This is a genomic window from Saccharicrinis sp. GN24d3, assembly GCF_052400645.1.
Classification (GTDB): domain Bacteria; phylum Bacteroidota; class Bacteroidia; order Bacteroidales; family Marinilabiliaceae; genus Saccharicrinis.
On the sequence record NZ_JBQTGI010000039.1, the window covers coordinates 1 to 20914 of the forward strand.

General features: G+C 36.9%; 13 protein-coding genes. 12 read left to right on the forward strand and 1 reads right to left on the reverse strand.

Features of this window, described 5'->3' with window-relative positions:
* Positions 1–288: 288 nt before the first annotated feature.
* Positions 289–2739: a PAS domain S-box protein gene (locus ACT29I_RS24110; RefSeq protein ID WP_444794663.1), complete on the reverse strand. Its 2451-nt coding sequence runs from the start codon at positions 2737–2739 to the stop codon at positions 289–291.
* 639 nt (positions 2740–3378) lie between these two features.
* Here ACT29I_RS24110 and ACT29I_RS24115 point away from each other — a divergent pair.
* The 12 genes from ACT29I_RS24115 to ACT29I_RS24170 all read left to right on the forward strand — a co-directional run bounded on the left by ACT29I_RS24115 (position 3379) and on the right by ACT29I_RS24170 (position 20914).
* Positions 3379–4740 carry a two-component regulator propeller domain-containing protein gene (locus tag ACT29I_RS24115; protein WP_444794664.1) on the forward strand — a complete coding sequence of 454 codons (1362 nt, stop codon included), beginning with the start codon at positions 3379–3381 and terminating at the stop codon, positions 4738–4740.
* 43 nt (positions 4741–4783) lie between these two features.
* Positions 4784–6250: a LuxR C-terminal-related transcriptional regulator gene (locus ACT29I_RS24120; RefSeq protein ID WP_444794665.1), complete on the forward strand. Its 1467-nt coding sequence runs from the start codon at positions 4784–4786 to the stop codon at positions 6248–6250.
* A 493-nt stretch (positions 6251–6743) separates the two neighbouring features.
* Positions 6744–9890: a SusC/RagA family TonB-linked outer membrane protein gene (locus tag ACT29I_RS24125; protein WP_430936645.1), complete on the forward strand. Its 3147-nt coding sequence runs from the start codon at positions 6744–6746 to the stop codon at positions 9888–9890.
* Between the two features lie 19 nt (positions 9891–9909).
* The gene (locus ACT29I_RS24130) at positions 9910–11421 is read left to right on the forward strand and encodes a RagB/SusD family nutrient uptake outer membrane protein (RefSeq protein WP_430936643.1); all 1512 of its coding nucleotides are present in this window, start codon (positions 9910–9912) and stop codon (positions 11419–11421) included.
* Positions 11422–11559: 138 nt separating this feature from the next.
* Positions 11560–12426 (forward strand): hypothetical protein, encoded by an 867-nt coding sequence (locus tag ACT29I_RS24135; protein ID WP_444794666.1) that lies wholly within the window; start codon positions 11560–11562, stop codon positions 12424–12426.
* A gap of 260 nt (positions 12427–12686) precedes the next feature.
* Positions 12687–14189, forward strand: coding sequence for a family 16 glycosylhydrolase (locus ACT29I_RS24140; RefSeq protein WP_430936639.1), 1503 nt, complete (start codon positions 12687–12689; stop codon positions 14187–14189).
* A 21-nt stretch (positions 14190–14210) separates the two neighbouring features.
* The gene (locus ACT29I_RS24145; RefSeq protein ID WP_430936637.1) at positions 14211–15686 is read left to right on the forward strand and encodes a glycoside hydrolase family 30 protein; all 1476 of its coding nucleotides are present in this window, start codon (positions 14211–14213) and stop codon (positions 15684–15686) included.
* A 70-nt stretch (positions 15687–15756) separates the two neighbouring features.
* The gene (locus ACT29I_RS24150; RefSeq protein WP_444794667.1) at positions 15757–16557 is read left to right on the forward strand and encodes a glycoside hydrolase family 16 protein; all 801 of its coding nucleotides are present in this window, start codon (positions 15757–15759) and stop codon (positions 16555–16557) included.
* A gap of 74 nt (positions 16558–16631) precedes the next feature.
* The gene (locus ACT29I_RS24155) at positions 16632–17669 is read left to right on the forward strand and encodes a glycoside hydrolase family 26 protein (RefSeq protein WP_444794668.1); all 1038 of its coding nucleotides are present in this window, start codon (positions 16632–16634) and stop codon (positions 17667–17669) included.
* Between the two features lie 266 nt (positions 17670–17935).
* Positions 17936–20200 carry a beta-glucosidase BglX gene (bglX, locus tag ACT29I_RS24160; protein WP_444794669.1) on the forward strand — a complete coding sequence of 755 codons (2265 nt, stop codon included), beginning with the start codon at positions 17936–17938 and terminating at the stop codon, positions 20198–20200.
* Between the two features lie 24 nt (positions 20201–20224).
* The gene (locus ACT29I_RS24165; protein ID WP_444794670.1) at positions 20225–20494 is read left to right on the forward strand and encodes a hypothetical protein; all 270 of its coding nucleotides are present in this window, start codon (positions 20225–20227) and stop codon (positions 20492–20494) included.
* Positions 20495–20665: 171 nt separating this feature from the next.
* Positions 20666–20914, forward strand: a complete 249-nt coding sequence (locus tag ACT29I_RS24170) for a tyrosine-type recombinase/integrase (RefSeq protein WP_444794679.1) — start codon at positions 20666–20668, stop codon at positions 20912–20914.

A 20914-nucleotide genomic window follows, 5' to 3' on the forward strand; every position in this document is an offset into this window, starting at 1 on the left:
GATTACTTTCGGGAGCATCGTTCTGGTGAGTTGAAGTGATGCAACGAAGTGTCTTGTTTTAAAGTAATTTCAATGTGCAATAGAATTTCTAATGCATATTGCGGGTTTAATGCGTTTTTACCAGATGGGAGCTTCTGTTGTTAATCTAGTCTTGCTTAAGGTAAAAATCATTATTGATGTTGATAACCAGCAGATCACATAGCTAGAATAATATGTTTTTAAGGGATAACAACACAATAAACACATGCACAATAAAACCTAGTAGTTTTCGATATATGTTTGTTATGCTTAGTTAGATGAGTTTAAAGTGTAATTTTCCTGTGTCATTTTTAAAGGTATGGTAAAAGTAAAGTCAGATCCAACACCAGGTTCCGATTCTACAACAAACTCACCACCCAATAAGTCAACAATTCCTTTTGAAATAGACAAGCCTAAACCTGTTCCTTCATTTTTACCGGGATCGTTTGTTTCCAGTTGCTCAAAACGGTTAAAAATCAAATTAACCTCTTCTTTGTTCATACCGATACCCGTATCTTTCACAAAGAAAATGATGGTTTTATCATTTAATTTGAAACCGTATTCAATGCGCCCTTTGTGGGTAAACTTCAAGGCATTATTTATAAGGTTTATAAGTATCTGCTGAAGTCGTAATGGATCTGTTTCAATCATTAAATCGTCAAATTCTTTAGGTTTGACGTATTTGATCTCAAGGTGTCCTTTGCCTTTTTCTCTTTTCTGAATTTTTGTACTGGCATCAATATTGGCAAAGATATTTTTTAAACTGCAGGAGGTTATTTTAAGTTTTAATTCTCCGGCTTCTATTTTTGAAACATCAATAATGTCGTTGATCAAATTTAGCAACTGGTCCGAACTGTTTTTTATGATCTGTACATAACTGCTGCGCGTTTCCTTGTCAATGTCGTCACTATCCAATAGGTCGGCAAAGCCTACCATACCATTCATGGGGGTACGGATTTCGTGGCTCATGTTGGCCAGGAATTGGTTCTTGTAAATATTGGCTACTTCGGCTTTTTGTTTGGCATCTTTCAGGCTTTGTTCGTATTTTATATGGTCGGTAATATCTCTTTGCGTGCCCCATATTCTCTCAAGCTTGCCCTCATTAATAATTCCAATAATATTATTGGAAAAATAGATGGCATTCCCATTGATATCTCTTTCTTCCGATACTGCATTTCTAATTTCATAGTTCGATTCAATCCAATCTAAAATAAAGGAAATATTTTCAGGGTTTGAATCTTCTCCATGCAGTTCTAATAAGGTTTTACCATGTATATCTGTTGCCTTCGTGTAACCATACATTTTTGCCTGTGCATCGTTACATTCCACAATAACGCCTGAATAAATAAGCTTAACCTGCTCTTGGGCAGGAAGGCTGACATCAACCGGTTCGGATGTTTCAAACAAGTAGAAACCTTCGTCGGTATATTTCATCAAAGATGAAATACGTTCCAGGTAAAGATCTTTTTCTATCTCCAACTTCCGTTTCTGGGTTACATCCTGAATAATTCCTTTTACGCCTTGGGGTTTCTTTTGGTCATCGAAAAGTACCGCAGCCTGAAGCCATATATATTTATGTTCCTTTTTATAGGGCATATTATACCTAAAAGTCAGGCTATAATCTTCACCGTTCTTCTCTGCCCGCTGCAGTAGGGCGGTAAATTTTACCGCATCGGCTTCGGGCAACCTTTGTATAATAAAATTAAACTGGGGAGGGTTGGGATTTGGCTCAAAACCAAATATTGTATAGGCTTGTTCTGACCACCATGATGTACCTTGCTTAAAATCATGCTCAAAGTTTCCGAGTAATGCAATTTTTTGTGCCTCCTTTAAACGCGCTGTACTTAAAAGTAATTGAGTCTCTGTATTTTTTTTCGCGGTAATATCTTTAACTAAGGCCACCGAGTATAAGATATTATTGTATTCATCCTTAACAACGCTTACCGTAAGCTGCCCCCAAATGACATGTCCTTTTTTATGGATATATCTTTTATCCATTTTATAGGAATCTATTTTGCTATGCATTAACTTACGGTATTGCTCTTCATCTTTTTTAATATCGTCGGGATGGGTAAACTCAGAGAAAGTCAAGCCTTTCAATTCTTCAAGGGTATAACCCAAGATGTTTTCGAACTCTGGGTTAGCAGTCAGTAATTTACTATCGATTGAAACGGTGGCAATACCTAAGCCAGCATTGGTAAATACGCTTTTGTAACGACTTTCACTTTCTTCCAGTTTCTTAATGGCCTTTTTCCGTTCGGTAATGTTATTCGTAAAACCTACAATCTGTCCCTCATTAATATCAAGATAGTTGGTAATTACTTCAACATCAAAAATACTCCCGTCTTTTCGCGTATGTTTCGATTCAAAATGTTCACCTCCAAATTCTTTCATTTTTTGTAAACGGGCCAATGTAGCTTCGGCATTTTCAATGGCATCTAAATCAGAAATACACATCTTCAGTAACTCCTGCTCACTGTAGCCACTCATTTGGCAATAGGCTGCATTCACCTCCAACAACCTGCCTTGCATGTCGGCCCTCCAAAAACCACTTGGTATTGAATGAAGAATGGCTTTTTGTTGCTCCCCTTTCAATTCGTGAGATTCTCTTTTTTGAGCTAAAGATTTCTTAGCATATTTAGTTTTCAGAACACGATTCTCCCCATGTAATTTTTGGAACTCCTTGATGAGTTTTGCTTTTATTTTTTTGAGATGGTCCATGAAAAAAATCCTATAAGTTTTTAATACATTTTATACTTAAACTTTTAGTATGGTTTATTAATGAGAAGATAAAAATTCCAATAGCGATGACTGTTATGTTTATGTTAAGTTTTTCATGTGTGGTGAATTTTTATTAAAAATACATCACTTAACATGCTGTTTTGAATAGTAATATAACACCAAAATACGCTATTCGGTTTTTATGAAAGTTTATATCTGATTGAAATAATTAGTAGGCATAGGGTTGTTTTTGATGGTTTTTAATTGAATTCTAAATATATAAACAAAATTTATTTAATCAAATTGTATTTTTACTTTCTGCCTTAGGTTAAGCGATATACAGTAAAATGTTGCCATACTGATATTCGCTATTTCAATATTTTCAGTAATAGATCTTGATTTATCTTCCCAAAGTTGATAGCATGCTCTGGGTTTTTTCGCTTCCGGGAATAAGCTTTTTATATAGCAATGTGAATTCTTAGAAGCTCGTGTTTTGAAACCATTAAAACAATTAATGCTTTTGTCTTAATATCCGTATATTTGATGAGGCTGTAAATGAATTCAGCGAGGTTCTTCCAAAATTCCTATAAAATTGTAATTTTAATATTGATTTCTTAAAGAAAACAGAAGTAGATCTTAATGAAAAACTTTATCATACTATTTTTATTACTCCCTGTATTGGCGTTAGGCCAGGTTAAGAAAATAGGTAGTCCAAATATAATAAACTACCCTAAAGTAGTTTACAAGGCTGGTACTCAAAACTGGAATTGTGCACAGGATCCTGATGGTTTTATGTACTTTGCTAATAATTATGGACTTTTACGATTCGATGGTTTAGAGTGGAAACTTTTTCATGTCTCACCCACATCGCCTGTTCGTTCATTATGTATTGACCAAGAAGGTACAATCTTTGTTGGTTTGGACAATGATTTTGGCATTTTTGATCCATACGCTGCCGGAGGTCCTATATTCAAAAGTTTACTTCATAAATTACCTCCCGATATACAATCAGCTGACGTTATATGGAAAGTGTATAACACTCATTATGGTATAGTATTTCAATCGTTTAGCTTTATTTTTGTCCTTAAGGATGGGGAAATTAATGTGATAAGACCACAGAAAGCCTTTCATTACTCCTTTTATGTAAATAAAAGATTATTTATTCATGAACCCGGTATTGGATTATTTGAACTAACTAATGGATTTGTAAATAAAGTTGCTGGGACTGAAGATTTAAAAGATAAAGAAATACTTTCCATAATTAGTTTTTATGAGAACCATTTGCTAATTGGAACAGCACGAAATGGTTGGTATGAATTTAGACAAGGAATACTCGCAAAGTGGGATGTACCTGTCAGTCATCAGGTTGAGAAGGACATTATGTTCTGTGCGACTACACTGGAAGGGAATAATTTGGCCATTGGTACCATACTGAACGGTGTGATAATTGCAAATTCTGATGGAACGATTATTCAACATTTAAATAGCAATAATGGATTGCAAAATAATACAATACTTGGCTTACATAACGATAAATCAGGAAATTTGTGGTTGGGACTTGACAATGGGATTGACTACATTGAATTAAACTCTCCACTTACATACATATCGGGTGCGGAAGGAATCAGTACTGGGTATTGTTGTGCTATATTCAAAGGAATTTTGTATTTAGGAACCAACCGAGGACTCTTTGCTAAACCTTTTGATGCTTCATCTCGGGATGAGTCTTCGAAATTCAAATTGATTCGTGGAACGGAAGGCCAGGTTTGGAGTCTAAAAGAGTTAAATAACCAGTTGGTATGCGGTCATAATTTTGGAATATTTGTAATTGATGAGTATGATGCCCATTTAATTAATGACAAACTGGGTACATTTACTTTTATTTCGTTAAAAGAGGATTCAAGTTATTTTATTGCAGGTAATTATAGCGGATTGTCAGTATTTCGTAAGGTCGGAAAACAACTGAAATATAAATGTAAAATAAAAAAAAGGATTTGCTGAAGCTAGTCGTTTTATAGTAGAAGATGAAAATGGTAATTTTTGGGTGAGTGATGGAACAAAGGGTGTTTTTAAAGTAGAATTAAATGAAGAACTAGATTCTGTATTGAACGTAAAACTTTATGGAAAACAACATGGCTTGCCTACCGCGTATAAAAATATACTGTTAACAATCAATAAATCATGGTATTTATCAGCAATAGATGGTCTTTATGTGTATAATAGTTTGACAGACAGATTTGAGAAAGATAAAAACATAAATATGTTTTTTGATCTGGATGGGCAAATGAAGAATATAAAACAGGATGAGGATGGAAATTACTGGTACATTGAAGGAAAAGGAGCAAGTGTAAGTCGTAGGAATGATGACGGTACGTATACTAAAATTACATCACCATTCATGCAATTACAAAATAAATTAGTACGTAATTGGGAGTTTTTATATGTTCATGGTAATGAGAATGTTTTTATAGCCACTGAAAATGGATTTGCACATTATTCATCCCGAATTGTGTCATCTTATAATCAATCTTTTAAAAGTTTTATTACTCAAGTAGATGTGCCATATTTAGATACTGTATTTTACGCTAATTTCGAGAAAAATACAGTAAATCTTCCATTTCGTAAGAATGAACTCCGGTTTAAATTTGCCGCACCATTTTATCAAAATCCCGAACAGGTAGAGTTTAGCTATTATATTGATAATTATTCAGAAAGTTGGTCATCCTGGACAAGAGACAATTATCGCGACCTTAGTAATCTTCATGAAAATAAGTATGTATTTAGAGTGAAAGCCAGAAATAGTTTTGGGATTGAAAGTGAAGAAGCCAGCTTTACATTTATTATTGATCCACCTTGGCACCGCTCTACATTAGCGTATTTCTTTTATGTTTTGCTTTTGATTTCAATTGGCCTAATTGTACTTTGGGTTATTCAAAAACGTTTCGAGATTTCGAAACAAATGGAACAAAAGAAACATCAGGAATACTTACTCAAAAAAGAACGGGAACATGAGCAGAAGTCGATTCTGGCAGAAAAAGAGATTATTCGCCTAAGGAATGAAAAATTGAAGGACGAAAAACTCTATTTGGATAAAGAATTGGTCAATCAAACGCTCCATAATGTAAATAAGAACAAGTTTCTGATGAAAATTAATCAGGAACTAAAGCTGGTGTCTGACGATACGAAAGATGGTGCTGTAAAAACAAAAATGGTAATTCTGAGAAAACGAATTAACAAGGAAATAGATAACCATCAACAAAAGGAAATATTTGATAGTCATTTTGAAGCTGTTCACTCTGATTTCTTTGATCGTTTAAAAGAACAATTTCCACAGTTATCACCCAAAGACATAAGACTATGTGCTTATATAAAAATGAATTTGTCGACAAAAGAAATAGCCCCTATGTTGAACATCTCTGAAAGAGGAGTTGAAATAAACCGTTATCGCCTCAGAAAAAAACTTGGTTTATCTCGCGACATTAACCTATCCACATTTTTATTGAATTTATAGGATATCAAGAATAAATTTTCATCCTACCTGGAAAGTGTTGTTTCCTCGTACTTCAAGCGGTCTAAATCTAGGCCATAATTACCAATTTGTGTTAAATCAGGCGTTGTTTTTCTATGTGAAATTAACAACTGAAATAAGCTGAAGTTTTAAGTTTTTCTAATTTATTTAATTTACTGTTGAAATTTTGTGTGGTATTTTTTATCATGAAAATAACAGCACATCTACCAGGTATACAGCTATATAAGATTCCATTGAAGTATTTTTGACGTACTATGAATATGGATATGATGTAATTTTGTGAGTGTTAATTATTGTTGCAATTGTTAATGTTTGAGCCATATTTGTTCCGAACAATGCATAACAGCCGAGTTACGTATTTGGAAGTATAAGTGAAATATTTTATAGGATTAAAATAATCAAAACTATGAAATTTCATGAATGGTTTTAATCCTTGATTATTGTTAAAAATAAATACCAATTCAAAATTAGATGTATGAAAAAGAGATTATTAGTGAGAAAAATTCTCATTTTATTTTTATGTACAGCTTTTTCTATGAGTATATATGCTCAAGATATTGTTGTAAGCGGTGTTGTTAGTTCCCAGAGTGATAATGAACCAATACCCGGAGTATCGGTAATTGTAAAAGGAACTACCAATGGTACAATTACCGATATTGATGGTAATTATCAATTGACAGTGACTGCCGATGCAATTATTCAGTTTTCGTTTATAGGAATGGAAACACAGGAGATTGCTGTAAACGGAAGAAGCATAATAAATGTACAACTCTCTAACGAGTACTTTGATATGGATGAAGTGGTTGTTGTTGGATATGGAGTGCAGAAAAAGAGTGTTGTTACTGCTTCAATCGCCTCTGTTTCTTCTGAGGATTTGCAAAGAGTAGCTCCAGTTCGTATAGATAATGCATTAAAAGGACTCGCTTCAGGTGTTACTGTTACCACATCATCTGGTCAGCCGGGCTCTTCTTCGCAAGTGCGAATTCGTGGTATTGGTACTATTAACAACAGCGACCCACTCTATATTGTGGATGGTATGCCTATCGATGGTGGAATAGATTACTTAAACCCTAGTGATATCCTATCTGTTGAAGTGCTTAAGGATGCCGCATCGGGAGCCGTATACGGAGCTCGTGCAGCCAATGGAGTTATTTTAGTAACTACAAAAAATGGAAGCAAAGGTAAGATAAGTGTAAATTATGATTTCTCTAGAGGTTGGCAAAACAAATGGAATAAAAGGGATGTACTAAATGCTCAACAATATGCATTACTGATAAATGAAGGTTTGGTTAACTCGGGCGAAGAGCCTCGATATAGCGATCCTTATGCTTTGGGAGAAGGTACGGATTGGCAAGACTTGATATTTTATGACAATGCTCCTGTAGAAAACCACCAATTGAGTGTAAGTGGAGGTAGTGATAAAGTATTATATTATTTTTCTGCAGGATATTATAAACAAGATGGTATTGTAGGTGGAAACTTCGATCGTTCTAATTATGAGCGATTCTCATTAAGGTCGAATACTACCTATAATATTCTGGACGATGAGAGCCGTAACTTTTTAAATAAGTTTAAAGCAGGTATAAATGTTGCCTACACCAGAATAAATTCCAAAGGAATTGGAACAAATTCTGAATATGGTTCATCCCTTGGAGGAGCAATTTCATTTTCGCCACTGTTAGGTTTATATGAAGAGGATCAGGAAGCTGCAGCCGCGCTTCATCCAACAGCAGTGCGCGACCCGGAGAACGGTTTAATTTATACAATAGCCGGCGATGACTATAACGAAATCACTAATCCAGTTGCGCAATTAGCTTTGCCAGGTGATGAGAACAACACCGATAAATTTGTATCCTCTTTTTGGGGCGAACTGACCATCTGGGATAATTTAAAGTTTAAAACGTCATTTGGAACTGATCTTGCATTTTATGGAACTGACGGCTGGACGCCTGAATATTACCTGGGTAAATCTGCCTATTCTGATTACTCACAGGTTTGGTCTAGTATGAATCGTAGTTTTGTTTGGCAGGTTGAAAATATTTTATCTTACGATAAAAGCATTGCCGGTAAACATAATTTTAACATATTGTTAGGGCAGTCTGCTAAACAAACGACTGGTCGTACCTTAAGCGGGAGTAATAAATATATGGTAGAAGAAGATGGCGACAAGGCGAATATTGATTTTACTACCGGTACAGCTGCAAACGGAGATCAAACAGCAGGAGGAGGTGCTTGGAGCCCACATACATTAGCTTCATTATTTGGCCGACTTAGCTATAATTTTTCAGAGAGATATATGTTTCAGGCAACCATTCGTAGAGATGGATCTTCTAACTTTGGTACAGGAAGTAAATACGGTGTATTCCCTTCAGTTTCATTCGGGTGGAATATCACAAACGAGGCATTTATGGAATCACGACCTGAGTGGTTTACCTCTTCAAAATTAAGAGCCTCATGGGGTAGGAATGGTAATGAAAATATAGGAGCTTTTGGATATACCGCCCTAACTTCTACTGGAAACAACTATGCTTTTGGACCTGGGGAGGGAACCTTAGTGAATGGAACAAAAGCATCAGGATTAGCCAATACTTCTTTGGCGTGGGAAGAATCTGAACAAACCGATATTGGTCTTGATTTCGGATTCCTACAAAATGCATTGACATTTACGGTGGATTATTACGAGAAAAAAACCAACGGAATGTTAATGACTATGTCCATCCCTTCATATGTAGGTGAGTCAAAACCAACGGGTAATGTAGGAGATATGAAAAACAAAGGGGTTGAGTTTGATTTAGGATATAGGTTTAAAGCTGGCAAATGGAACTTCCGTATTAACGGAAATGCTTCTTACCTTGAAAACGAGCTCGTTAACCTTGGAAACGCGGATGGATTTGCAAATTATGATACTTATGCCAATGTCGGAACAATTTCCAGGGCAGAAAATGGCATGACCTTTCCGTTCTTTTATGGATATAAAACAAACGGAATTTTCCAGAATTACACAGAAATTGATGCGTATACCAATGATGAAGGTGCGTTAATACAACCCAATGCAGTTCCTGGTGATGTAAGGTTTGTGGATGTGAATGGAGATGGTTCTATCGGTGATGACGATCGTACTATGATAGGTAAAGGTATGCCGGATTGGACTTATGGTTTAAACTTTGGTGTTGATTTTAAAGGATTTGATTTTAGTATGATGCTTCAGGGTACTGTAGGAAACGATATATATGATGCTACCCGACGCACCGATTTACGCTATATCAACCTGCCTGCGTATATGTTGGATCGATGGACAGGAGAAGGTACTTCCAATACGATTCCACGTTTCTCATTTTCCAACAATAACGGCAATTGGTTATCATCTGACCTATACGTTAAAGATGGTGATTATATGCGTGTTAAAAACGTAACATTAGGATACACTTTACCAGAGAATTTAGTGAAGAAAGTATTCATTACAAAATTACGTATATATGCTTCTGCGGAAAACCTTTTCACTTTCACAAAATATGAAGGTTTTGATCCGGAAATTTCTGCAGGAGGTACTTCTCTTGGGATTGACCGCGGAATTTATCCTCAGGCAAGGACATATACTGTTGGCGTAAACCTATCATTTTAACGATTAAAAACTTAAAGTAATGAAAAATAAATATATTTTAATTTGCAGCATATTTTTCACTTTCCTATTGGGGTCTTGTAAAGAAGAGTTCCTGGAAGTTGATTCTGCAAGCAGCGTATTGATTGATGATTATTATACAACTGAGGAACGTATATTCGAAGCGCTCGTCGCTGCTTATGATCCATTAGCCTGGACAGATTATGCATGGGGACAATTTACGCAACTCAACCTGGTATCAGATGTGATGTCCGATGATGTTTATGTTGGGGGTAATGACCAGGGCGACCAACCTTTTTTGCATAAAATGTTTAATTACGAAGCTACCCCCGAAATTGTTTGTAGCGATTTATGGACAACATTTTACTCGGGTGTAAAACGTGCTAATGCAGTGTTGGAATACATGGATGATGTGGAGGATATCTCAGATGAGACCAAAGCACTTTATCTGGCAGAAGCCAAAGTCCTGCGAAGTTACTACTATATGTGGCTATGGAAACTTTGGGGAAATATACCCTATTATGAAGTAAATTTGGATTTTCCCTACACAACTCCTCAATTAACGGCTGATGAAGTATATAACGGTATAATTACAACATTAGAAGATGCGATTGATAATGGAGGATTAGCGATAAAAACTACTTCTGAGAATACAGGACGAGTGTCTCTAGCTTTTGCTTATATGATATATGCTGAAGTTGTTATGTATCAAAATGATGAAAGCAAGTATTCAACAGCATTAGCTTATATGAATGAAATCATATCGAGCAATCAATATTCCTTGAATAGTGATTTTGCGAATATTTGGGAAGCAAGTGGAGAATGGACTGAAGAATCGATCTTTGAAGTCAACTACTTTAGTGTGAATGGAGGTAAGGATTGGGGAGCAGCCATTGAAGATGGAGGAACAGTTTATCCTAAACTTATCGGCATTAATAATTTGTCAGGAAGCCCTGATTTTGACGGAGGTTGGGGATTCGAACCTGTTCGTCAGGAAATATATGACCTGTATGAAGATATGGATCAACGTAAAAATGGTGGCATATTAAACATGGTCAGCTATGCAGCACAAACAGGAGCAACTTATGAGGGACGTTATCAAGATACGGGTAATTTCTTAAAAAAATACCTTCCTCGTACGAATGGAAATGCCGATTATTCAGGTTCTCCTGATATGAATTACAACAATAACCTTAGGGTGTATCGTTACTCCGAAACACTATTAAATGCTGCAGAATTGCTAGCCAATGGGACATCAGGTACAGGAAGCGCACAGACTTATTTGGATGAAGTGAGAACCAGGGCAGGTGTTGCCAGCGTTAGTGCAACTGTTGATAATATTATTGCCGAACGCAGACTTGAGTTTGTTGGAGAAGGTAAACGTTACTGGGATTTAATTCGCAGTGGAAAAGCGGCTACAACGCTCGTTCCAAACGAATATAGAACAACTACCTGGACTGAGAATAAAAAATACTTACCTATACCACAGTCAGAGATGGATTCAGATAGTGGTTTAGATCAAAACCCATATTAAAACGTAATTAATTATGAAACGACCATGAACTTTATTAATCATAAAGTACACAAAGGAGGATGATTAAAAAAGTTCATGAGAGTTCCTGAATGTGCAGAAATATTTGGCACATTTTCTTACGACAAAAATTTTAAACAGATGAAAAATATATCGATTAAATATTTCGGATTCATTTTGTTAATTTCCTTAGGAATGGTTTCTTGTTCACAAGAAACCTATGACAACCAGGAAATTGTGACAGAACAAATGTTGGATGCAACATTTACTATAACTGAACTTTCTGCCAATAACTACCAAATTACAAGTAATAGTAATGACTATGTTATTAATAATTACTGGGACTTAGGTAATGGTACTGGTTATTCATCGGGTAAAAATACATTTAAATTGTTTTTACCGGATGCAGGCGAATATGAAATTAAACATAAAGTTACGGGAGCGGGAGGTATTTTTAGCACTGAAGAAACAACTTTAGTAACGGTGCCCACTTCTGATCCAGTCGCTGGAAATCTAATTAAGGGAGGAAAGTTTAATACAGATGATGACATTGCCGAATGGAGCATTGGTGGAGTTCCTGGTGGAAGTGGCATTTGGACATTTGCTGACAATAAAGCTACCTTAACTGCATCTGGATGGAGTGGTCAAGGAATCTATCAGGCAATAGAGGTGGAAGAGGGACGTAGCTATCAAATAGATATGTATATAAGTTCTACATCCGGCTGTACGGATACATGGTTTGAGGTTTACTGTGGATATGTCGACCCGGCTACCATATCGGGGGATTACTCCGATGGCGGATCTCTTTTAGCCATAAATACATGGGCTGGTTCGGGTACGAGCGCCTTTGGACAAATGTTTACTACTATTGCAACGAACCCTGAAGCCAATGGGCTATTTACAGCAACAGTTACTGGCACAGCATATTTGGTAATAAGAGGAGGAGGAAGCGACATGCAGGACGGTATCTCAGTGACAAATATTGAGTTAAGAGGAGTTTCTGAATAATTTGCTTTGATAATGAGGATGTCCTGAATTAACTTTCAATATATCAATAAAATCACATTTTATAATTCACATCAAGGGCACTTCCCCCCTATTCTTTGGGATTGGATAGGGGGAAGTACCACACCGAAGGTGTGGGGATGGAAATATAATCTGTCATTATTTAAGGGCATCCTCAATTTTATTTTAATCAAACTCAGGTTAATAGTGTGTTTATCAATTAACAAAAAGATCTTTTGGGAAACGAATAATTCAAATCAATTATGTATAAAATTTTAACAATATTTTCTATTCTTTTTCTATTACTTGGGTGTAGTGATGAAGATTCTGCTGTAGATCAAGAGATCGTTATTGATATATCACCTGATGAGTTAACTTTGTCGTCTGAATCTTCTTCCCAAACAATTACGGTAACTTCAAGTGCCAGTTGGGCTGTTTCATCCTCTGCCGATTGGTGTACAGTTTCTCCAACTGAGGGATATTCTGGAAAAACAAACGTAACGGTTACAACAACAGCAAATGAAGGATTGGAAGATCGTTCTGCAACCATTAAATTTAGTTCCGTTACTTATATTAAAGAAATTTCGCTTGTTCAATCTTTTTTAATCCAGGAAGTAAATATTACAGATGAAGCATTTAAGACATACACCCTTGAACATTTGGACACCAATGAAGATGATATCTTTAGCTTAGACGAAGCAGCTAAAATTAAAACATTGGATATAAGCGGCTTGAACATTAAAAACTTAACTGGTATAGAAAGCTTTTCTACACTTGAAACATTGGATTGTAGTAACAACCAAATAGACGAGATGGATTTATCAGAATTAGGCGCATTGACCAGTCTGAATTGCTCATCTAATCAACTTTCTGAAATAAACATCAGACAAAACATTAACCTGTTAAATTTAGATTGTACCGATAATCAAACATTATCGTCTATCTATGTTTGGACAGGGTTTTCTCCCGGTGCTAATTTTTTAAAGCCTGAGAGCGCAGTTTATGTACAACCTGTAATATCAACGCCATTAGGATATTCACTTGTATGGCAGGAAGAGTTTAACGATGCTTTAACACAGGATGGTCGTGCCGCTATACCTAATACCGATATGTGGTGGTACGAGACGGGTGACAATGGTTGGGGTAACAATGAAATTCAAAACTATATTGCTGCCGTAAAAGGAGCAGACACATGTGCTACAATTTATGACGGCTCGTTAAAAATTATTGCTAAAAAATCAGGGAGTGAAGTACTGTCCATTCGAATGAACACCATTGAGAGTTGGACTTATGGATACTTTGAAGCACGTTTGAAGCTTCCTGTAGGAAAAGGTACATGGCCGGCATTTTGGATGATGCCCAAGAACTTTACTTCATGGCCTGGTGATGGTGAAATAGATATTATGGAAGAAGTTGGTGCAAATCCAAATCATGTATCTTCATCTATTCACTGTACCGCTTACAACCACTCTTTAGGTACTCAAAAAACTGCCGAAAAATATATTCCAACCGCAGAGTCTGAATTTCATGTTTATGCAGTAGAATGGACCGAAGACTATATTAAAGGTCTTATTGATGGTGAAGTTTATTTCACGTTTAATAACGACCATACGAATAATAAAGACACATGGCCTTTTAATGAACCATTTTACTTAAAGCTAAATCTTGCCTGGGGAGGAGATTGGGGAGGATATCTGGGTGTTGACGAATCGGCCTTACCCACAACGTACGAGATTGATTATGTACGTGTTTTCCAGAAAAACTAATTAAAAATAGATTCAGCATATATGAAAATAAATCATCTTATAGGAATAGCAGCTATGCTACTATATAGCTGTACAAGTCCATCGCTCAAAAATACGCAGACTGAAGACTTAGCGCACATGAAGACATTTGATGGGAATGCTCGAAAAATTGAAGTATTCACAAGTTCAAAGGATTCAAATTTAAAGCTCACTCGAACAGCCAATATCTCTTTTGCTAAAGCAGAACAACCATTAGAAACTGGCAATTCTGTATTTGTTAACCCAACTAAAACTTTTCAATCTGTTTTAGGTATTGGAGGTGCAATTACTGATGCTTCATCTGAAGTTTTCGCCAAACTGTCGGCCGAAAAACAACAGAAAGTATTGGACGCTTATTACGGCAAAAACGGTATTACTTATTCCCTGTTGCGCACACATATCCACAGTTGCGATTTTAGCAGTAAAAGTTATACCTATGTTGAGGAAGGCGATAAAGATTTAGAATCTTTTTCTATCGAACACGATCATGCATTCCGAATTCCCTTTATAAAAAGAGCAATTGCTGAAGCAGGAGGAGAAATGACCATGTATGTTAGTCCATGGAGTCCTCCTGCTTTTATGAAGGATAACAACAATATGTTACGGGGCGGTAAATTACTTCCTGAATATTATCAATCCTGGGCTAACTATTACGTTAAATTTATTCAGGAATACGAAAAAGAAGGACTGCCAATATGGGGGTTAACCATCCAGAACGAACCAATGGCTGTTCAAACCTGGGAATCATGTATATATACAGCGGCAGAAGAGCGTGATTTCTTAAAAAATTATCTTGGACCAACCATGGCGCAAGCCGGTTTGGGCGATAAAAAAATTATCGTTTGGGATCACAACCGTGATTTGATTGTTGATAGAGCCAATACCATTCTGAATGATCCGGAAGCTGCAAAGTATGTGTGGGGTACTGGTTTTCATTGGTATGAAACATGGAGAGGAGGAGAAGCTATGTGGCGAAACCTGGCAACCATACAAGAGGAATTTCCGGATAAAAAGCTCATGTTTACCGAAGGGTGTAACGAAGGTTTTACCCAGGATGGATACCAGCGATGGTCGAACGGAGAGCGGTATGGAGAATCGATGATAAATGATTTCAACAACGGTACCGTAGGTTGGACCGACTGGAATATCCTACTGGATGAAAATGGGGGACCAAACCATGTTGGTAATTTATGCTTTGCCCCGATACATGCCGATACGCGAACCGACGAACTTATCTTCACCCCTTCCTATTATTTTATTGGGCATTTTTCAAAATTTGTTCACCCGGGCGATAAACGAATTAGTACGGCTACCAGCTTTTCAAGATTGCTGAGCACTTCTTTTATGAAACCAGATGGTAAAATTACAACTGTGGTAATGAATAAGTCTGATGAAGCGGTTAAATACACCTTATATATAGATGGTTATATGGCTGTTGTTGAAATGCCTGCACGTTCGATACAGACTTTAATATATTAATAGAATCCCTGGCAGGTATATAAGCATCTTAATAAAATTATTTGTTACTAATTTAATTACGTAATAACCCATGAAATCACTAAAAAATATTGTAATTCATTTTGCACTAATCGGATTTATATTTTCTGCTTGCTCATCACCTAACAAATACAAGCTCGTTTGGGAAGATGAGTTTGAATATACCGGTTTGCCCGATTCTGCCAAATGGGATTACGACCAGGAAGGAAATCAATCTGGGTGGGGTAACAAAGAAGAACAGTTCTATACCAAAGCGCGAAAAGAAAATGCCTGGGTGGAGAATGGTATTTTAAAAATAACGGCCATTCAAGAACAATATGAAGATAAGAACTTCTCCTCTGCCCGATTAATCTCAAAAGCCGATTGGCAATATGGAAAAGTTGAAGTACGTGCCAAGTTACCTGATGCAAGGGGAACATGGTCAGCTATATGGATGATGCCAGGTGGGTGGTCGTTCGATGATGGTAACTGGCCAGATATCGGAGAGATAGATATTATGGAACATGTGGGGCACGATTTAGGTGTGATTCATGCTTCGGCACATTCAAAAGATTATCAATGGCAAAAAGGGACACAAAAAACGGATACAATTAACGTCGGTAATGTAAATACACAATTTCATTCTTATATCCTGGAATGGACGCCTGACTTAATGAAGGCCTACGTTGATGATAAGCTTTATTTTACCTATCGTAATGAAGGATTGGGTGTGGATAAATGGCCTTATAACAAACCATTTTATTTGATTTTGAATGTAGCCGTTGGGGGAGCATGGGGAAGTGTAGAAGGAATCGATTCAAGGGCTTTCCCGCAAACCATGGAAGTGGATTATGTTAGGATCTATCAGAAATAATACTGTTATAGTATATAGAAGAAAGTACAACGTTTTAGGGCATACTGTTTATCGATTTTATTTTTTAAGAACGGATGAAAAAAACAATATTAATACCCATTTTGGGAATGCTTATTTTGGCCTCTTGTAATCAAAGTAAAAAACCATCCAGCAGATTAGAGGGAGACTGGGATGGCTGTGTTGTAGGTATGTTTACAGCAGCCGAAAATGGTTATTTCCCAGGTGACGGAATTAAAGCCATCACAGGGTTTGAAGAACTTATTGAACATGAAGTGGGTTCTGTAGTTTGGTTTCCAACATGGGATGATCCTTTTCCTGTTGAAGCCTGCGAAGAAGCAAGAAAAAAAGGCATTATACCACATATAACCTGGGAACTGTTCTGGCCATCAAAAAATCCTAATCATACCAGAAATATTGATCAGTATGAAGCAATGGATGAAGTGCTGGCAGGTAAACACGATGCGTATATCGATCGTTTTGCATTGGCCGCCAAAGAATATGGTGGAGTTGTACTCAATCGTTTTTTACATGAGTTTAATGGGAATTGGTATGTATGGAGCGGGAATAAAAACGGACGCGAAGATGGTGGGCCAGAGAAAGTAATTAAGGTATGGAAATATGTTGTGGATAGATTTAGGGAAAATGGAGCATATAATGTGAAGTGGTTATGGACTCCGCATGGTCCTTCTGCCGATCTTTCATGTGAGGCATGGAATGATATAGAAAATTATTGGCCGGGTAGTGAGTATGTGGATTGGATTGGGTTGGATGGATATAATTTTTATCCCAAAGACCCATGGGGAGGAGAAAGGCCTTATCGCGATTTTGATAATAATTTTAAAGAACTTTATGAGGCTTGTGCAAAGTTAGGTGAGCAACCCATGATGATCGCAGAATTCGGGACAGGTGAATTTGTATACAATAACCTTACAAAAGCCGACTGGATCAAAGATGCTTTTAACAAGATAAAGAATGACTATCCGCGGATTAAAATCTTTACCTGGTTTCACATTAATAAAGAGTGTGATTGGCGGGTAAATTCAAGTGATGAAGCATTAAGCGCGTTTAAACAAGCTATGAAAGATCCTTATTATAAAGCCAGTCCGTTTTAATATTATAAGATTCTAGGGGATAAGCGTTTTATTACTGTAACTGTTAATTATAAGCAGCTTCATGATGAAAGCTCAGGAGAATATAATTCAGCAAAAAGTAGGGTGTGGTAACCCATTGCCAACTACTTGCTTTGATAGAAAAAGAAGTAGTTTGGTTATATGTAACCGATAAGGAGGGGACATTGCAATATCCGGGAAAAGAATTTAAATACGTAAATGCATAAGGTGGGTTTAAAAGAATCAAATAATAAATAAAATAACGGGATATGAAGAGATTAAGCATATTACTCATTGCTGTTGCAACAGTTTTTATTTTTAATGCATGCAACACTGCACCGTCTAAATCTTCTGGAGATAGTGTCGATAAAAAGGTGGAAGAGTTATTATCAAAAATGACGTTGGAAGAAAAAGTGGGTCAAATGGTTCAGTATAGTGGATTTTGGGATGCCACCGGACCTGCACCTGAAGAAGGTGCCGAAAAATTGAAATATGAACACGTCAAGCAAGGAATGGTCGGTTCGTTTTTGAATGTTAAAACGGTTAGTCAAATAACTGAACTTCAGAAACTGGCAGTTGAGGAGTCGCGTCTGGGCATACCGTTGATTTTTGGTCTGGATGTAATTCATGGTCAAAAAACATTATCACCAATCCCCTTAGCCGAAGCTGCCAGTTGGGATTTAGAAACGATTGAAAAGTCTGCAAGAATAGCTGCCACCGAAGCAGCAGCCAGTGGGGTAAACTGGACTTTTGCACCTATGGTAGATATTTCGCGTGATGCACGATGGGGTCGTGTAGCTGAAGGAGGAGGCGAGGATACCTATCTGGGAAGTAAAATTGGAGTTGCCAGGGTAAAAGGTTTTCAGGGTGAAGATCTGTCAGCCATCAATACGGTTGCGGCTTGTGCTAAACATTTTGTGGCTTATGGCTTTGCCGAGGCCGGAAGGGAATACAACACCGTTGATATAGGGACTGCAACACTTTACAATGAGGTATTGCCTCCTTTTAAAGCGGCCGTTGATGCAGGAGTAAAAACGGTAATGAATTCATTTAACATCTTAAATAGGGTTCCAACTACAGGAAATGCATTTTTACAACGCGATATTTTAAAAGGCAAATGGGGATTTAAAGGTTTTATTGTATCAGACTGGGCCAGTGGAGCCGAAATGGTTTCGCATGGCTATGCCCGCGACCTGGAACACGCAGCAGAGTTGGCTGTCAATGCAGGTTCTGATATGGACATGGAATCGTATGCTTATGTAAAGCACTTGGTTAAACTGGTGAATTCAGGTAAGGTAAAAGAATCTGTTGTAGATGAGGCTGCAGGCAGGATTCTTCGCTTAAAGTATGAACTAGGTTTATTTGATGACCCCTATAAATATTGCGATCTGGAAAGAGAAAAAGATTTGCTTTATCACAAAGATCATCAGGAAGTAGCTTTGGATATGGCACGAAAATCGATTGTTTTATTAAAAAATGAAGGAGAACTGCTCCCTTTAAAACAACAACAAAACAAAATCGCAGTTATTGGTGCTTTGGCTGATGATAAAACAAGTCCTTTAGGAACATGGAGAGTGGCTTCTGATGATAATACAGCTATTTCAGTAATCGAAGGTTTGGGTAAGTATACCGATCATTTTAAATATGCACGAGGTGTTAATTTAGTGGATGGGCCGGTGTCTTTTTACCAGGAAGTTAAAATTAATAATAGCGACAGGTCGGGTATTGAGGAAGCTGTAAAACTGGCCAGGTCATCTGAACTTGTTATTATGGTGTTGGGCGAGCATGGTTTTCAATCGGGCGAAGCAAGAGCACGTACCAAACTTGACTTGCCGGGTTTGCAGCAAGAAATGCTGGAAGCTGTTTATGCGGTGAATAAAAATATTATTCTGGTACTGATGAACGGGCGTCCTTTAGCGCTACCCTGGGCAGTTGAACATATACCAACTATTGTTGAGGCCTGGCAATTAGGAACACAATCGGGGAATGCGATCGCCGATGTGCTGTTTGGCGCATACAATCCTTCCGGTAAACTTCCAATGACGTTCCCCAGAAGTGTAGGTCAATGTCCCATTTATTATAATCACTTTAAAACCGGTAGACCTGAGAGTGTAGGCGATGTTTTTTGGTCTCATTATATTGATGAATCAAATGCGCCATTATTTCCTTTTGGTTTTGGTTTAAGTTATTCAAAATTTGAGTACGCTGATTTAGAGGTTCAGGTTTTAAGCTCTGAAGAAGTTAAAGTAAGCATTAAGGTCAGTAACATATCACAGTTGGATGGTGAAGAAGTTGTACAATTGTATATCAGAGACCGGGTGGCTAGCACTGTTCGTCCAGTTAAAGAGTTAAAAGGATTTGAAAAAATTCTTATTAAAGCTGGTGATCAGTCAAAACTAGAATTTAAGTTGACAGCAAAAGAACTTGGATTTTATAATGAGAAAGGCGAATTCTTGTTAGAGCCTGGCGTTTTCGATGTTTGGGTTGGACCTAGTTCGGCTGAAGGATTGCATGAATCATTTATATTGAATTAAAACCAATAAAATACACTACCACAAATGGACGAGTTTAGGTTAATAGGCTCGTCCATTATTCTCAAGTATGCAAAATATTTGTTAGTAGTCATTATTTACGACTGTGATTATTTTGACCAACATGATTTGTCAGTTTATTCAAATTATTGGTCTTACGGAACTACATTTGACATTCCTTCAATTAACCTGCAATATGCCCTAGAAATTCTATTACACATTGAAATTACTTTAAAACAAGACACTTCGTTGCATCACTTCAGCTCACCAGAACGATGTTATGCCTCGTTTCAGTAATGCCTTGTTTTATTGTACTTGCAATGCTCATGACGAACCTCCAATACATAATCCGGGTTAAACAGTACTACTTACAATTAGAGTCTCATATAATCTAGGTTAAAAGAGATTAACTGACCAATATAAAGACTTAATGTGGTCACGAAATGATTATAATGAAAGGTTAAAATAATTGCTAAGGATGCTGGAATTGATGTAAAACAGACCTCTTATGTTTCTCGCCATTCATTTGCTTCAATTACCATTAACAAAGCAGTTACTGTTACCCCAATAAGTGAAATGTTAGGTCATCAAAGTTTATCTACAACGCACATTTATCTTGCCACTCTACAAAAAGATATTATAGACGGTATTACGAAGATTAAGTCTATTAATGCGCTTGTGCGCCTGGAAATATCAACTTATCCCATTTTGGAGTGA

Coding starts and splice junctions, on each gene's coding strand:
- ACT29I_RS24130 (WP_430936643.1), top strand. CDS start 9,910: ATGAAAAATAAATATATTTTAATTTGCAGCATATTTTTCACTTTCCTA.
- ACT29I_RS24145 (WP_430936637.1), top strand. CDS start 14,211: ATGAAAATAAATCATCTTATAGGAATAGCAGCTATGCTACTATATAGC.
- ACT29I_RS24115 (WP_444794664.1), top strand. CDS start 3,379: ATGAAAAACTTTATCATACTATTTTTATTACTCCCTGTATTGGCGTTA.
- ACT29I_RS24155 (WP_444794668.1), top strand. CDS start 16,632: ATGAAAAAAACAATATTAATACCCATTTTGGGAATGCTTATTTTGGCC.
- ACT29I_RS24135 (WP_444794666.1), top strand. CDS start 11,560: ATGAAAAATATATCGATTAAATATTTCGGATTCATTTTGTTAATTTCC.
- ACT29I_RS24110 (WP_444794663.1), bottom strand. CDS start 2,739: ATGGACCATCTCAAAAAAATAAAAGCAAAACTCATCAAGGAGTTCCAA.
- ACT29I_RS24150 (WP_444794667.1), top strand. CDS start 15,757: ATGAAATCACTAAAAAATATTGTAATTCATTTTGCACTAATCGGATTT.
- ACT29I_RS24125 (WP_430936645.1), top strand. CDS start 6,744: ATGAAAAAGAGATTATTAGTGAGAAAAATTCTCATTTTATTTTTATGT.
- bglX (WP_444794669.1), top strand. CDS start 17,936: ATGAAGAGATTAAGCATATTACTCATTGCTGTTGCAACAGTTTTTATT.
- ACT29I_RS24165 (WP_444794670.1), top strand. CDS start 20,225: ATGGACGAGTTTAGGTTAATAGGCTCGTCCATTATTCTCAAGTATGCA.
- ACT29I_RS24140 (WP_430936639.1), top strand. CDS start 12,687: ATGTATAAAATTTTAACAATATTTTCTATTCTTTTTCTATTACTTGGG.